General features: G+C 48.6%; 13 protein-coding genes and 1 riboswitch. Of the genes, 12 read left to right on the forward strand and 1 reads right to left on the reverse strand.

Translation table 11 applies throughout. The features are described from left to right. Window positions 1-210: 210 nt before the first annotated feature. The 6 genes from EYB31_RS03230 (at window position 211) to EYB31_RS03250 (ending at window position 6,269) form a co-directional block, all read left to right on the forward strand. The gene (locus tag EYB31_RS03230; protein WP_131011831.1) at window positions 211-1,116 is read left to right on the forward strand and encodes an ATP-dependent DNA ligase; all 906 of its coding nucleotides are present in this window, start codon (window positions 211-213) and stop codon (window positions 1,114-1,116) included. A gap of 36 nt (window positions 1,117-1,152) precedes the next feature. Continuing rightward, on the forward strand, window positions 1,153-2,724 hold the full coding sequence (locus EYB31_RS03235) for a spore germination protein (RefSeq protein WP_131011832.1): 1,572 nt from the start codon (window positions 1,153-1,155) through the stop codon (window positions 2,722-2,724). Next, window positions 2,721-3,830 (forward strand): GerAB/ArcD/ProY family transporter, encoded by a 1,110-nt coding sequence (locus EYB31_RS03240; protein ID WP_131011833.1) that lies wholly within the window; start codon window positions 2,721-2,723, stop codon window positions 3,828-3,830. The genes EYB31_RS03235 and EYB31_RS03240 overlap by 4 nt, the downstream gene beginning before the upstream one ends. Then, complete coding sequence (locus EYB31_RS03245; RefSeq protein ID WP_131011834.1) at window positions 3,823-5,037, forward strand: Ger(x)C family spore germination protein; 1,215 nt, start codon at window positions 3,823-3,825, stop codon at window positions 5,035-5,037. The genes EYB31_RS03240 and EYB31_RS03245 overlap by 8 nt, the downstream gene beginning before the upstream one ends. Window positions 5,038-5,052: 15 nt before the next feature. After that, entirely contained in the window at window positions 5,053-5,199 is a 147-nt protein-coding gene (locus EYB31_RS40055) for a hypothetical protein (protein WP_165452183.1), read from the forward strand. 110 nt (window positions 5,200-5,309) lie between these two features. After that, window positions 5,310-5,450, forward strand: a riboswitch (cyclic di-AMP (ydaO/yuaA leader). Window positions 5,451-5,456: 6 nt separating this feature from the next. Then, window positions 5,457-6,269: a CAP domain-containing protein gene (locus EYB31_RS03250; RefSeq protein WP_131011835.1), complete on the forward strand. Its 813-nt coding sequence runs from the start codon at window positions 5,457-5,459 to the stop codon at window positions 6,267-6,269. A 68-nt stretch (window positions 6,270-6,337) separates the two neighbouring features. Here the strand turns inward: EYB31_RS03250 and EYB31_RS03255 are convergent, their stop codons facing one another. Next, window positions 6,338-7,105: a DODA-type extradiol aromatic ring-opening family dioxygenase gene (locus tag EYB31_RS03255; protein WP_131011836.1), complete on the reverse strand. Its 768-nt coding sequence runs from the start codon at window positions 7,103-7,105 to the stop codon at window positions 6,338-6,340. 199 nt (window positions 7,106-7,304) lie between these two features. Between EYB31_RS03255 and EYB31_RS40060 the strand changes: the two genes are divergently transcribed. The 6 genes from EYB31_RS40060 to EYB31_RS03280 all read left to right on the forward strand — a co-directional run bounded on the left by EYB31_RS40060 (window position 7,305) and on the right by EYB31_RS03280 (window position 13,944). Further along, window positions 7,305-7,448 carry a hypothetical protein gene (locus EYB31_RS40060; protein WP_165452184.1) on the forward strand — a complete coding sequence of 48 codons (144 nt, stop codon included), beginning with the start codon at window positions 7,305-7,307 and terminating at the stop codon, window positions 7,446-7,448. A gap of 369 nt (window positions 7,449-7,817) precedes the next feature. Beyond that, window positions 7,818-9,569, forward strand: coding sequence for a sensor histidine kinase (locus tag EYB31_RS03260; RefSeq protein WP_131011837.1), 1,752 nt, complete (start codon window positions 7,818-7,820; stop codon window positions 9,567-9,569). Further along, entirely contained in the window at window positions 9,550-10,668 is a 1,119-nt protein-coding gene (locus EYB31_RS03265) for a response regulator transcription factor (RefSeq protein ID WP_131011838.1), read from the forward strand. Before EYB31_RS03260 ends, EYB31_RS03265 begins: the two co-directional genes overlap by 20 nt. Before the next feature lie 191 nt (window positions 10,669-10,859). Further along, window positions 10,860-12,143, forward strand: coding sequence for an ABC transporter substrate-binding protein (locus EYB31_RS03270; RefSeq protein WP_131011839.1), 1,284 nt, complete (start codon window positions 10,860-10,862; stop codon window positions 12,141-12,143). A 90-nt stretch (window positions 12,144-12,233) separates the two neighbouring features. Further along, the gene (locus EYB31_RS03275) at window positions 12,234-13,115 is read left to right on the forward strand and encodes a carbohydrate ABC transporter permease (RefSeq protein WP_131011840.1); all 882 of its coding nucleotides are present in this window, start codon (window positions 12,234-12,236) and stop codon (window positions 13,113-13,115) included. A gap of 1 nt (window position 13,116) precedes the next feature. Next, a complete protein-coding gene (locus EYB31_RS03280; protein ID WP_131011841.1) occupies window positions 13,117-13,944 on the forward strand; it encodes a carbohydrate ABC transporter permease in 828 nt (275 codons plus the stop codon). The last annotated feature ends 12 nt before the right edge of the window (window positions 13,945-13,956 follow it).

The following is a 13,956-nucleotide window of genomic DNA, read 5'->3' on the forward strand; positions in this document are numbered from 1 at the left end:
GTGCGGCCGGTCTACTAAAATAGCAGAAGCGGGTTTCCTGGCATTCGGGAAATCCGCTTTTTTGCGTGCTCTCATTTTTTTCCTGATTCTCATAACGGGCAGATGCACGGGTCATATTAAAAAAGCGCGGGAAATGCGGATAGGGTCAGAGATGGATGGGCTAAAAAAGTAAGCATGGAACGATAGATCAGGGCCGGGGAGGCGGACTTCATGTTGTTTACCGCAATAAAACCTATGACCGCCAGCAAAGGAAAGGAAGCTTTCGACGACGAGCAGTTCCTCTTTGAGCCTATGTACGGTGGCGTCAGGCTGCTGCTGCATAAGAAGGGTGGGCGGATTGAAGCCTACACCCGGTCGGGGAGCATCGTCACCTTCAAATTCCCGGAGCTGAAGGAAGCGGCTGCGCAAATGACCGCCGAATCAGCGATAGTCGACTGCGAAGGAATCGTCTTACGTGACGGCAAACCGGCGTTTGACGATACTTTGTACAGGCTGCGGATCAGTCAAGCGGCCAAAATCGCCGGCGCCCGCATGACGCATCCCGCAACGTTTGTTGCGATGGATGTCTTATATATGGATGGCCCGGTGCTCGAAGAACCGCTGACGATGCGAAAACAACGCTTAAATGAGCTGATTGCTCCCTCTCAGACCATTGCCCAAACGATGTTTGTGCAAGGACAAGGAAAAGCGCTATTTGATTTAACCGGGCAGATGGGCTTAAAAGGCGTAGTCGCCAAACGAAAGGACTCGCCTTATCTTCCTGGTGCGAGAAGCGAAGATTGGATCGGAATCACTCATCCCCGAACGATAGACGCCGTTATTCTGGGATATACAACCAACCCTCTGGCCTTGCGGATCGGCCTGCATTTTAGGACGGTTGCAAACAAGCCGGTAGGCGTTGTAAAGGATGGAATCAAGCCGCAAGAGGCGGCTGCGTTCCTGAAGACGGCTGTGCGTTTGCATACATTTAGCAATCATGGGACACAATGGATTGAACCCTGCTTATGCTGCAGGATCCAATATTTGGATTCCTCCGAATTGCACCAACTGCAGGATATTACCTTTTTAGGCTTTTTGCCGGAGAAACGGCCTGAAGATTGCATGTGGTCGTATTAAACAGGAAGACGAAGGCGCAGGAAAGGGGAGAGGAGCATGCTGCTTAATTGGCTGATGAGAAAAAAGAAGCTGCCGCACGAGCGGTCCGCACCGAGCAGTCCGGATGAGCCGCTGACGCGCATATCCGGCAATTTAGCCGATACCGTAACATGGATTCAAGCCACCTTGGGCAACCCCAGCGACCTTATTATCCGCTCGTTTACCATCGGAGACAGCGGCCGGGAGTGTGTTGTCGTATGCATTGACGGACTGGTCAATAAGGATCTCGTGAATGTGCAAATTATGGAAAACTTGCAGCTCCGTTTGTCGGCCGCCGATGTGCAGCTTCCGGCCGATGCCGAAGCCCTTGCGGGCAAATTGGAACGTGAAGTTTTGTCCACTCACGAGTTGAATAAAAAGGTCCATCTGGAAGATATCATTGCTGCTATCCTTTCCGGGGATACGGCGATATTGATCGATGGAGCAAGAGAAGCGCTGATCGTCGGCACTTCGGGCTGGGCCAGCAGAGGCATCGAGGAACCTGAAACGGAAACGCTTGTACGCGGGCCAAGAGAAGGGTTTGCCGAAAGCTTGCGCACCAATCTGTCGCTGATCCGCAAAAATTTGCGCGACCCCCATCTTCGTTTCCATTCGTTAACCGTCGGAAGAAGATCAAGAAGGCAGCTGGTTATCGCTTATGTGGAAGGAATTATCCACCCGCAGCTCGTGGCTGAAGCCAAGCGCCGGCTACAATCGCTGGATATGGATGATCCGCAAGAGTCGGGCGAAATCGAGCAGTGGATCGAAGACAGCTTTTTATCCCCTTTTCCGCAAATATTGCATACGGAAAGGCCGGATAAGGTGTTTTCTTCCTTGCTGCAGGGCAGGCTGGCGATACTGCTGGACGGAACTCCCTTTGTTTTGATCGCGCCGCTTACGTTTGTCTCTTTGTTTCAATCGCCGGAAGACTACTACGAACGTTGGCTTATCGGATCGCTCACCCGATTACTGAGATATGTGGCGGCGGCCGTTTCTTTATTTACACCGTCGCTGTATATCGCTTTGGTTTCATTTCATCAAGGGATGCTGCCGTCCAAATTAGCTTTTTCCATTGCCGCGGCAAGAGAAGGACTGCCTTTTCCCGCTGCGGTGGAAGCGTTCTTGATGGAGGCGACCATCGAACTGCTGCGCGAAGCGGGCCTTCGTCTGCCGAAACCGGTCGGCCAAACGATTGGTGTCGTCGGCGGGCTTGTTATCGGCGAAGCCGCAGTCAAAGCGGGAATTGTCAGCCCAACGATGGTCATCGTTGTTTCATTGACGGCGATTGCTTCGTTTACGATACCTTCCTACAGTGCGGGCATTACTTTTCGCATATTGCGTTTTGGGATGATGCTTGCTTCGGGAGTGTTTGGTTTGTTTGGCATGGTCCTGTATTTTATTATGATTTGTGTGCATCTGGCCAACTTAAAAAGTTTGGGTATTCCGTATACCGCACCGTTGTCGGTCAGCTTTAAAGATGATTGGAAAGATATGCTGATCCGAGCCCCTATCGCGATGCTGAAAAAACGACCGATCATCATGGAAACTAACAATGAAACCCGTATGAACAAGGAGGGAAATGGAACGTGAAGGCGTTTGAATACGGCGATCGCGAGGTAGGCTCGGGCGAAATGATGTTTGGCGTAGCCAATATGGTCATTGGGTTTGGCGTTCTGACATTGCCCAGATCGATTGCGGAGCAAACTCATACTTACGCAACCGGGTTGCTTGCTATTTTTGCCGGTGGCATGGTGGCCCTGCTGTTCACGTGGATAACGGCCAAGCTGGTCAGTCATTTTCCCAATCAGAACTTGTTCCAATTGTCGGCTGTGATCATCAATAAACCGGCGGCATACGTGCTGACCGTGCTGTTTGCATGTTACAGCTTGTTTTTTGCAAGCTACGAAATCAGGGGAGTGACTACGATATCCAAGCTTTATTTGTTGAATCGAACTCCCGACGAGGTCGTTTGCCTCGTATTTCTGCTTGTTATCGTTTATGCGGTGGCCGGCTCCAGCACGGCGCTGCTGCGTGTCAATCTGATCTTTTTTCCGCTTATCGTGATTATTGTCATCTTGCTGCTGCTTCTGAATCATGGATTTTTCGAGTTGAAAAATATAAAGCCGTTTTATTTGACAGGTTGGAAAAATATAGCCGCCGGCGCGAAAGAGACGACCTTTTCTTTTTTGGGTTTTGAGATTTTGCTATTTTACGGGGCATTTTCCAATAAACCTCATCAAATTGCAAAAGCGGCGATGATCGGGCTGTTGGTCCCCGTGCTTCTTTACATGCTTATATTTACTTTTGTTATCGGCTCCTTCGGAGTCGAGTCGACAAGCAATGTGTTATTTCCGACGATGGAGCTGGCCAAACAAGCGGAAGTGCCGGGAGGATTTCTGGAACGGTTCGAATCGTTGTTTTTTATCATCTGGGTCATGACCTTGTTCAGCACGGCGGCGATGGGACTTTGCGTTGTCATTATGGCATTGCAAGCGATGATGGGCAAGGTGCGCAAGCTGACGCTGCTTTATTGTGCAACCCCGGTATGTTACCTAATCGCCATGTCCCCGCAAGATCAGCAGCAAATGAATACGTTTGGAAAGTGGGTCAGTTACGCCGGTATCCTGATGGGAATGGTGGTTCCAGCTATGCTGTTAGTCTTGTTTAAGATGAGGGGCGGGAAACAGCATGGTTAAAAAATTGAAATGGGGTATGTTTTGCTGCTTTGCTATCGTGACGACCGGATGCTGGGACCGGGTCGAAATCGAAAGCCGCGGTTTTGTTACCGGCGCCGTCATCGATATGGAGGAGGCAAGCGCCTCCGGTTCCCAAGGGAATGATGGTTCAAACCAAGCACGAACAAGGAATTTTATCGCCACCTATCAGTTCGTTATCCCGGGACAATTGCAGGGCAATGGCGGAGAAGATGGTAAGGGCGGGCCGGGTAAAGCCTTTATTAACCTCACCTCCAAAGGCACAACGATTACGCAGATCGACAGAATAATGTCGGAACGGTTTAGTCGGCCGCCGTATATGGAGCATGCCAAAATGATCATTTTCTCCGACAGACTGGCGCAAAGCGCGGCCATGCCGGAAGCGCTGGATTTTTATCTGCGCAATATGGAGATACGGCGTGCCACAAGAGTCCTGGTCGCCAAAGGAAATGCCAGAGAGGTCATGGAGGTTAACGAAAAAGCGGAGCATTTGCCCGTCGACTACATTGAAAGCACATCTAGAAACTATTTGAAGAACGCCCGGATGTTAAAACCTACCGTGATTGGAGAGCTGCATAACTGGTATTTAACAGCCCGAAGTTTTGTATTGCCGCTGCTGACCGTCGAGAATCGTGAGGCTAAACTGAACGGCGCAGCCGTTTTTCAAGGAAAGACCCGCAAAATGCTTGGTTATTTGAATGGAGACGAAACGGTCGCTCTGAATTTGCTCACGAATCGATTTAAAGAAAGCGTGTTGGAGCAAGTGATGGATGGCGTCACCGTAGTTTTGGAGCTTAAATATGCAAAAACAAGCATTCAAGCCGACGCCACGGATATCGGACATATTGTGTTTAACGTCAAGATCGATGCCGCAGGCAACATCGCGGAAAGCTCGGACACACTGGATTTTATCCATTCGCAGGCCGTTCCCGAGATTGAACTTAAGGCGGCGGCTGAGCTCGAAAAAAAGGTCATGCAGCTTGTCTCGAAAATGCAGCACGATTTTAAAACGGATGTGATCGGTTTGGGGGATTACTTGAACGAGGAGCATTATGCCGTATGGCAAAAAATAAAAAACAATTGGGACAGCGGGGAACACCGTTTCGCCGATTGCCGGGTTGAGGTTCATGCGAAAATCAAAATCACGGATACCCGAGCCATAAATAAAGTGAACTCATCAACAAATTAAGGGCAGGTGTGCGGTATGTGGGAAGAGATCGCTAGGAAACTTTTGTCCAAATCGGTCATGATTAATGCGATTTTAAGTGTGCTCATTCCCTGGGGAGTCAGCAAAACAAATGAAGCGCTGCACCGCAATGGAGATCCTCCCTGGAAAAAAGACAAGGAGTAAATGCAAGGCAGATGGAAAATATTAAGCAATGAATCCTTCTTCTCCGAGTGATACAATGGGATACACTCATGAGCGGCTGCATATCTCCCGTTGACAGCCGCTTGTGAGTCAAACTAAAAAGGCCGAAGCTTTTTGCAAAAAAAAGCGCGGGGGAACCCTTCCATTGGGGTGAAGCCACGTCGTTGTGGCCGGGTGATTGCTCTTTGACCCGAATCCGTCAGCTAACCTCGCAGGCCGTCATAAGGAGAGGAAACCAAATGTTTCGTTTTAAAAAATCAGTTCTTACCGGTGCATTAGCTATCAGCACATTGATCGGAGCGACAGCGGCTTCAGCCGCCCCTTATACGGTAACAAGCAACGATACGATGTGGAAGATTTCCCAGAAATATGGCGTGGATTTGACTTCGTTACTGCAAATGAACCCTCAGGTGACAAATGCGAATAACATTTGGCCTGGAATCGTATTAAATATTCCCGGATGGAGCTTTGGCTCGGGTTACTGGTTCAGCGGCGGCTCGCAGCAAGGCGTGCCAACTACCGGATCCCAAACTCCAGGCTCCGGCAATGGCTCGACCTCCGGTTCCGGCTCCGTAGGCACAGGCTCCGGTTCGACTAACCCCGGTTCGGTTAACTCCGGTTCCGGCTCCGCAAACTCGGGATCGGCTAACTCCGGCTCAACTTCTGGTTCGGTGACAAGCACATCCGCATTTGCCAGCCAGGTGGTAGCGTTAGTTAACCAAGAGCGCGCCAAATCCGGACTTAAGTCGTTAGCCAGCGACAGCGCATTGTCTTCAATGGCGCTTGATAAAGCAAAGGACATGTATACCAATAACTATTTTGATCATACATCGCCAACTTACGGTTCTCCCTTTGATATGATGAGATCATACGGAATTTCGTACACCTACGCCGGCGAAAACATTGCCAAAGGGCAGCAATCGCCGCAAGAAGTGATGAATTCGTGGATGAACAGCGCAGGCCACCGTCAAAATATTTTAAGCCCGAATTATACCAAAATCGGTGTTGCTTATTATAACGGCGAGTGGGTTCAGGAATTTATCGCCAACTAATTTGGATATAAAGCAAAAGCTTCTCACGCTTATAATGGCGCGGGAAGCTTTTTTTCATGCTTATAACTTTAAAATTCTAAACAAAGATAACTTAACGTGCCGAGATCGTAATGGCGGTGCAGCACCTTGGCATGATGCTGCGGATCACCGCTGCCGAGTGCGATGAAAAACGGGACAAAATGCTCGGGTCTGGGTACGGCAGCTCTGGCGTTGGGAGCCAGCTTTTCGTATTGAAAAAGGGATTCCAGGTCGTTGGCGGCCAATTTCTCCAGCAGCCAGTCATCGAACTGGACGGCCCATGGCTCCGGTGTCGTTTGCCCCCAGCGTATCATTCGCAAATTATGCACGGTCACTCCGCTGCCGATCACCAGAATGTCTTCCGATCCAAGGCCCCGCAACGCTTCGCCGATCTTGTACTGCTGCTCTGCAGGCAAGTACGGATGAACCGATATTTGTACGACGGGAATGTTGGCTTCCGGGTACATCCGGTGAAGCAGCGTCCAGGAACCGTGGTCAAGCCCGCGGACCGTGTCGGTTTTTACTTGAATGCCATTAGCCTGAAGCCGCTGGGCAACCATCGAAGCAACGATGGAAGAACCACGCGCATTGTATTTGATCGCATACAGCTCGTCGGGAAATCCGCCGAAATCGTAGATCGTGTCGTAAATATCGTCCGAAGAGGAAATGGTGAGCGTTTCGCTTTCCCAGTGGGCGGTGAAAATCACAATGGCTTTTGGCGCTAGCTGGCTTGCCAACTTGCCCAGAAACTCCGTATACGGCGTATCTTCGACGGCCAGCATTGGTGAACCGTGAGCTAAAAATAATGATGGCATCATAATCAGCACCTCGCTTTATATACTAACTTTATGTAAGTTAGTATACTTTAATGCATATCAATTCGTCAAGCTCTGATTGTTTCAGTATGCTCCGATTGCCACACGAATACAATACAGATGGTGTGTATAGGCGCCGGCATTCGGAGCATACTATGTACGCTTGACCACATCTTTGGCTGACCAAGGAGGCGTACTGCTGATGGCTAAAGGGAAACACAAATCGATGGAGCAGCAGCTTCAATCCGAGCGCGCTCATTCCAAAGAGGCGGCGGAAAATTTATCGAATACGATGCCGACCTATCACAAAGATAAACATGAACCGAACCGTCCATCTACCGGCTAAACACGCAAAAACCCCTTCAAGACCGTAAAATGCGGTCCGGAGGGGTTTTATTATGAAACGGCAAATAATTTCATATTAGTCCTCGTCTTTTTCCCAACGCCTCGAATAAGCTTTATTTGTTACCCAAATCGTTGACCATACGACGGCGATGATGACGATAGCGGCTACAATCCATACCCCTGTCATGAGCTCTGCCTCCCGTTTTTCTTACAGCAATCTTTGAATCTTTGAACATTTTAGCACGTTACGCATCGCTGTGTAAATGAACCTTGTCTGGAGAATAAGGCGATTTGATTGCAGATTTGTCAATCGTTAGATAATATGAAGAAATATCTACTGCTAATACCCGATCACGGAAGGAGAATTTAAGTGTTATGGTATAAATTAAGGTCGATCAGGACAAAGATTCTCGCGGCTTTCATCGCACTTATAATGGTTCCGATGCTGCTCATCGCCGCTTTTAATTATTTGAAAAGCGCTTCCATTCTAGAAAAGCAGGCCGGTCAACAGTTTCATCATCTCTCGGAAATTACAAATCGCCAATTCGATCAATATTTTACGAATCTCGACGTTGTCTCGATGAACATCGTGGAATCGCCGGTTATTCAAAACCGTTTGCAGCAAAAATTCGTTCCGTCCATACTCTGGACGCCAAAGCAGATTGCCGAAGAAGCCGAGGTGAAAAGTTTTCTCTCGGGTATTCACAAACTTGTACCCGGCTTGTCGGGAATCGCCGTTTACGGCTTCAATGGCATTATCGATTATTATCATCCAAGCTGGACGATAAGTCTGGATTACAGTCCGACCCAAGAGTATTGGTACCGTGAAGCGGCAATGCGCAATGGAAGATGGCTGCTAAGCGGGAAACGGACGGAAAACGAGTTTTCTTTTTTCAAATCGAGGTCCGAAGAATCCGTCATCACTTTCGCACGGCTGGTTCGAAATCTGGATACACTCGAGCCCATGGGAGTGCTTGCCATCAATATTAAAGTTAACGCTCTTGAATCCATATTAGGCATTGCCGAAACCGCAAGGCCAACCGTTATAAAAAATGAAAACGGTCAATTGATTATGTCGACGGCCGGCGCGGAAGCGCATCTAAGCGACAACGATTGGCTGCAAACGAGCTCCGTATCCCCGGTAACCGGCTGGACCTCCATACAATTGGTATACAAGGAAGAGTTGTTTGCAGAATCCAAAAATATACGGAATTATATCATCGCAATTACCGTTGTACTATCGATTCTCGCGGTTGTGCTTGCGCATCTCCTTGCGTCAGGCATTGTCAAGCCGCTTTTGCTGCTGAAACGAAAAATGCAGGAAATCGAACAAGGCCAGTTTCAAGGGGACCTCGTCCCGATTCACCATGACGAGGTAGGCGAGCTGACGCAGAGGTTTAACCTGATGATGACCAGAATGAGGAGTCTTCTGGACGAAATTCGCAGCCGCGAACAACAGAAGGCACAGCTCGAGATGGATGCGCTGCAGGCTAGGATTAACCCCCATTTTTTATACAACACGCTGATGGCGCTTCGCATTCAGGCGGTAACAGATGGGAATCTGAAGCTTGGGGAGCTGATATCCTCGCTGGTGCATTTGTTGAAATTCAGCGCCAAAAATAAGCGAAAGGAAATTAAACTGAAGCATGAGCTTGAACTGTTAGGGGAATATGTTAAGCTGCTGCAATTACGCAACGAAAATTTTGATTTCTCTCAGAATGTGGAATCCGGCATGGAGGAGAACATGGTTTTTCCTTTTCTGCTGCAGCCGATCGTGGAAAATGCGATATTTCACGGTATTGGACCGCTTCAACGCAGGGGCAGGATTAGGGTTGCCCTTTATACTTCCCAAGGATGCAATATGGCTGTCATAGAAGATAACGGAGTCGGGATGGAAGAAGCAGCCGCCTTGAAGCTGCTGATGCCGGGGTACGAATCCGAAGAAAACGATCATTTGCACAAAATAGGGCTGCGAAATGTATATGAGCGGCTAAAACTGCAGTTTGGCGACAAAGCCGATATGGTCATAGACAGTGCCCCCGGAAACGGAACGAGGATAACGATACAATGGCCAATTAAAAAAGACGGGAAGGATTTCGAACATGAAAGTGCTATTGGTTGAAGACGAAACACTGGTCCGCAGATTTATTAAAACGCTGATCCATTGGGAAGCGAACGGTTTTACAGTCGTTGGTGAGGCTTCTAACGGCGAAGAAGCATGGGAACTGCTTCAGCATCATGCGGTGGATATCGTACTGACCGATATTCGCATGCCTGCCCTGAACGGTTTTGAGCTGATTGAGCGAATTCGCGGCTGCCGGCTGCCTTGCGAAGTGATTGTCTTAAGCAGCTACGACGACTTCGATTATGTGCGTAATGCGCTCAAGCTGCATGTAAGCGATTACGTGCACAAAGCGACGGTTTCCGGGGAAGAGCTGCTGGACAGCCTGAATAGAGCCAAGCGGGATTGGCTTAACCGGCATGAGCAGATGTTATACGACCGTTCGCTAGCACAGCAAATGATAAGCCGGAAAGCGACAGTCGCTGCCGGTCTGCTAACGCAGCTGCTTGAGCAGGGAGCAGATCGCGATTATCTGGAGCTGCTCGGCGAGCAGCTATCGATTTGGAAGGAGCCGTTCCAAGCGGCTTTACTGAGCGGTGACGAGTCCGTAATCGCTGCGGAACAAGCCGAAGGCGATATTGTTATGTTTCCTTATGAGGAATATTGGATCATTGCCGGAAAACATGGAGTGAAAGAATTCGCCGAGAAACGTAGTCCGGGCTGCCCTGCGGTTTACAGCGAAGAGGCGATTCGATTGGCGCAATGGCCGGATTTGTATAGAAAACTAAAGTGGGAGCTTGCTGAACATTTGCGAAAGCAGGATCATTTGTCAGCGCTGCATGTTTCGATCAGAGAGGCCGTTGAGTTTATTGAGGCCCATTATATGGATGAAATCACGCTGGAATTGATCAGCGACCGCGTTCACATCAGTTCCGCCTATTTTAGCCGCTTGTTTCAAAAGGAAACGGGATACACCTTTACCGATTACGTAACCTCAATACGTATCAACCGGGCGAAAGCTTATTTGCTGCAGACGAAGCTGCCGGTTTATGACATTGCCGAACGGGTCGGGTATCGGAACAGCAAGTATTTTTTGAAGCTTTTCAAGGAAACGGTCGGTTATACGCCAACCGAGTTTCGTGAGCTAACGACAAAATAATGAACCTGTATGTCAAAAAAAAGGACTTGAAAACGCTTTTTTTCTGTTAAAAAATACAGCAGGGTTCAAAACGGTCAAAATAGATGACCATTAAGTCATCGGAGTCTCCTTTTTTTCGTATGCCGGCTCTCTTACAATAATAATCAAGCGCAAACGCTTACAATATATACTGAAAGGAACATAGAAAAGATATGGCTAAAAAAGCTTTGCTCGTATTGATGAGCTCGATGCTCACCTTCGGTTTGGCCGCTTGCGGCAGCGGAGGCGAGGCCGGTTCAAAGCCGGCAGCTCAGCAGGATGCCGCTGCCTCAGGGTCGCCTGCCAAGAAAACAAAAATTAGTGTGATCACACAAGGTCTTGAACCGAAAAAAATGCTGGAGAAGTTTTACAAGGAAAATCCGAATATTGAGGTCAATTGGGAAACGATTGGCGGCGGCAAAGTTTCCGAGGTCATCAAGACAAGGCTTGCGGCAGGGGGTGACGGAGTCGACCTGATTACTCCGCTTCGGCCGGATTATTTGCAGCTTGCCAAGACAGGACAACTGGTCGATCTCAGCAGCTTGCCTTATCTTGATAATTACAACCCGGCAGTCATTGACAGCTCCAAGGTTGATGGCAAGCTGTACGCTTTGTCGTTATCGCTTAATTTTTATGTTACCTGGTACAATAAGTCGATCTTCAAGGAAAACAATTTGAATGAGCCGAAAAACTGGGAAGATTTTTTGGCAGTATGCGAAGCGTTGAAAGCCAAAGGCGTTCCGCCCATCGTTGTAGGAGCAAAAGATCAGGGAGAAAACAATCATTTGAGCGGCTTGCCGTTCGCAGGACTGCTCAGCAAAGATCCGACCTGGGTGCAGAAGGTTGGCGAAGGTAAAGCCAAATGGACGGACCCGGATGCGATTGCGGCGTTCGAAAAGTTCAAGCTGCTCGTAGACAAGGGATATTTACTGGACGGTGCGCTCGGGATCGGGCGAGATCAGGCATACCAGGCTTTCTACCAAGGAAAAGCGGCGATGATTTCACAGCAGGTCGGCGTTATTGAATTTCTCGCCTTAAATACACCTGGCTTCGAGGTTGGCGCTTTTGCTCCACCGGGGAACGATAAAGGTCAAGAATTAAGAATTCCGTTCTCTCCTGGCAATACGCTTGCTTTATATAACGGCAGTAAAAATAAAGAGGCAGCATTGAAGTTTATGGAGTTTATTTCAAAAACGGAAAACGCGCAGCTGATGTCGACGGAAACGGCGCTAATCAGCTCGGTGAAAGGCATCAAGCTGGATTTTCATCCGATCGCCGCCAGCCTGAATCCTCTGCTCGACATGAAAACGTCCGACTTGATGCATGCCGCAGTCACGACCCAAACAAAACCTGCTCTGGCTACGGCTTTGCAAAAAATCATCGGTAAGGTCGGCACACCTATTCCCGAATTGGCCAAGGAAATCCAAGCGGTAACGGATAAAGAAATAGTCAAATAACTAAACCGTTAGCTAAAGACAACAGCGATGATGCTCACGGGGATTGCCTCCTCGTGAGCATTGTATTGGATCGGAGTGAGAGCATCTGTTATGAAAGCAAGAAGAGTGGTAAATCTGCTCGTATTTCTGGTTCCGTCGACATTGATTTATACATTGTTTGTAATGTATCCAAGTATAAGCGGTCTTTATTATTCGCTGACGGACTGGGACGGGCTTTCGCCCCATTACAAAATCATCGGACTTGACAACTTTAAGGAGATTTTCCAGGATCCGCTGTTTTACAAAGTGTTGAAAAACTCGTTCCTATTTGCGGTTTTTGTCGTCCTAATCAAAAATGCGCTCGCCTTGTTTTTCGCAATCATGCTTGATAAAAAAATGAAAATGACCGGGTTTTTCCGAAGCGTCTATTTTATTCCGGCCATTTTGAGTTCGATTGTAGTGGCCTACACGTGGGTCACGATTTTTAATCCGGTGTTCGGGTCGTGGCAAATCTTTTTCCAGGCGCTGGGTCTGGATACGATCGCCAAGCTGGACCTGCTTGGCAATACGTCAACTTCGCTGCCTTCGGTCATTTTTGTTTCCATATGGCAGAACATGGGATATGCAATGGTCATTTATTTGGCCGGCCTGCAGACGATCCCGAGCGATCTGTACGAATCAGCGCAAATCGACGGGGCCGGACGATGGAAACAATTCGTCCATATCACGTTTCCGTTAATTGCGCCCGCGTTAACGATCAACATGATTTTATCGACCATCAATTCCTTAAAGGAATTCGATCTGGTCTATATTTTGACGGGGGGCGGGCCGTTCGATTCATCGCAAGTGATCGGAACGGCCATTTACAAGGTTGCCTTCGAGATGAACCGATTTGGTTACGGCATCGCCATGTCGCTTATTTTGTTCATTCTCATTGCCGTCATTTCCTTGGGCCAGCTGCGGTATTTGAAGAAGCGGGAGGTGGACTACTAGGATGAAAGCCGTTAAACGCATCGAACATGTGCTGATTTACATTGTTTTAGCGGCGACCAGTCTGCTTATTTTATACCCGATCGCGCTCATTCTCGTATCCTCCATGAAAACGAGTCCCGAGTTCATGAGCAATCCGTTCGGGTGGCCGCAGCATTGGACCTTCAGCAACTATACGATGGCCTGGGAAACCGCCAGCTTTTCCACTTACTTCGGCAACAGTATTCTGCTGACGTCCGTCAGCGTCATCTTTATCGTCCTGTTCGGATCGATGACCGCTTATGCGCTGAACTGGAACTTCAAGGGCAGCAAGCAGCTGTTCAGTTATTTTCTGCTCGGAATCATGATTCCGCTGCAGGCGAAAATCATTACGTTGTTTGTATTTATGAAACAGCTCGGCATCATCAATACGCATTTCGGACTCATTCTTGTGTTTATTGCCTTCAATTTGTCATTGGCGATATTTATCTTTTTCGGTTTTTTTAAAACGATCCCGAAGGAGCTCAAAGAGGCGGCGCTGCTTGACGGCTGCTCTGAAATCGGCACGTTTTGGCGCATCATTCTACCCGTATCGAGGCCGATTATCGCTACCGTCATCATTCTTACCGGGCTGTATGTATGGAACAGCTTTTTTCTGCCGCTCATTCTGCTGCAGGATAAAAAGCTTTTTCCGATCACGTTGGGCCTGCAGCGCCTGAAAGGCGAAATTTCGGTGAATTGGCCGCTGTTTTTTGCCGCAATGGTGATGCTGATGATTCCGATTATCACCGTGTTCGTCATTATGCAGAAGCAGTTTATTAAAGGTTTGACAAACGGCGCGGTAAAAGGTTAATTCCACAATCAG

It is taken from the genome of Paenibacillus thalictri, assembly GCF_004307995.1.
Taxonomy (GTDB): Bacteria; Bacillota; Bacilli; order Paenibacillales; family NBRC-103111; genus Paenibacillus_AF; species Paenibacillus_AF thalictri.

Excerpts from the sequence above, each read along its gene's own strand:
- EYB31_RS40060 (WP_165452184.1), top strand. The coding sequence starts at position 7,305 with ATGGCTAAAGGGAAACACAAATCGATGGAGCAGCAGCTTCAATCCGAG.
- EYB31_RS03235 (WP_131011832.1), top strand. The coding sequence starts at position 1,153 with ATGCTGCTTAATTGGCTGATGAGAAAAAAGAAGCTGCCGCACGAGCGG.
- EYB31_RS03265 (WP_131011838.1), top strand. The coding sequence starts at position 9,550 with ATGAAAGTGCTATTGGTTGAAGACGAAACACTGGTCCGCAGATTTATT.
- EYB31_RS03230 (WP_131011831.1), top strand. The coding sequence starts at position 211 with ATGTTGTTTACCGCAATAAAACCTATGACCGCCAGCAAAGGAAAGGAA.
- EYB31_RS03270 (WP_131011839.1), top strand. The coding sequence starts at position 10,860 with ATGGCTAAAAAAGCTTTGCTCGTATTGATGAGCTCGATGCTCACCTTC.
- EYB31_RS03245 (WP_131011834.1), top strand. The coding sequence starts at position 3,823 with ATGGTTAAAAAATTGAAATGGGGTATGTTTTGCTGCTTTGCTATCGTG.
- EYB31_RS03250 (WP_131011835.1), top strand. The coding sequence starts at position 5,457 with ATGTTTCGTTTTAAAAAATCAGTTCTTACCGGTGCATTAGCTATCAGC.
- EYB31_RS03255 (WP_131011836.1), bottom strand. The coding sequence starts at position 7,105 with ATGATGCCATCATTATTTTTAGCTCACGGTTCACCAATGCTGGCCGTC.
- EYB31_RS03280 (WP_131011841.1), top strand. The coding sequence starts at position 13,117 with ATGAAAGCCGTTAAACGCATCGAACATGTGCTGATTTACATTGTTTTA.
- EYB31_RS40055 (WP_165452183.1), top strand. The coding sequence starts at position 5,053 with ATGTGGGAAGAGATCGCTAGGAAACTTTTGTCCAAATCGGTCATGATT.
- EYB31_RS03275 (WP_131011840.1), top strand. The coding sequence starts at position 12,234 with ATGAAAGCAAGAAGAGTGGTAAATCTGCTCGTATTTCTGGTTCCGTCG.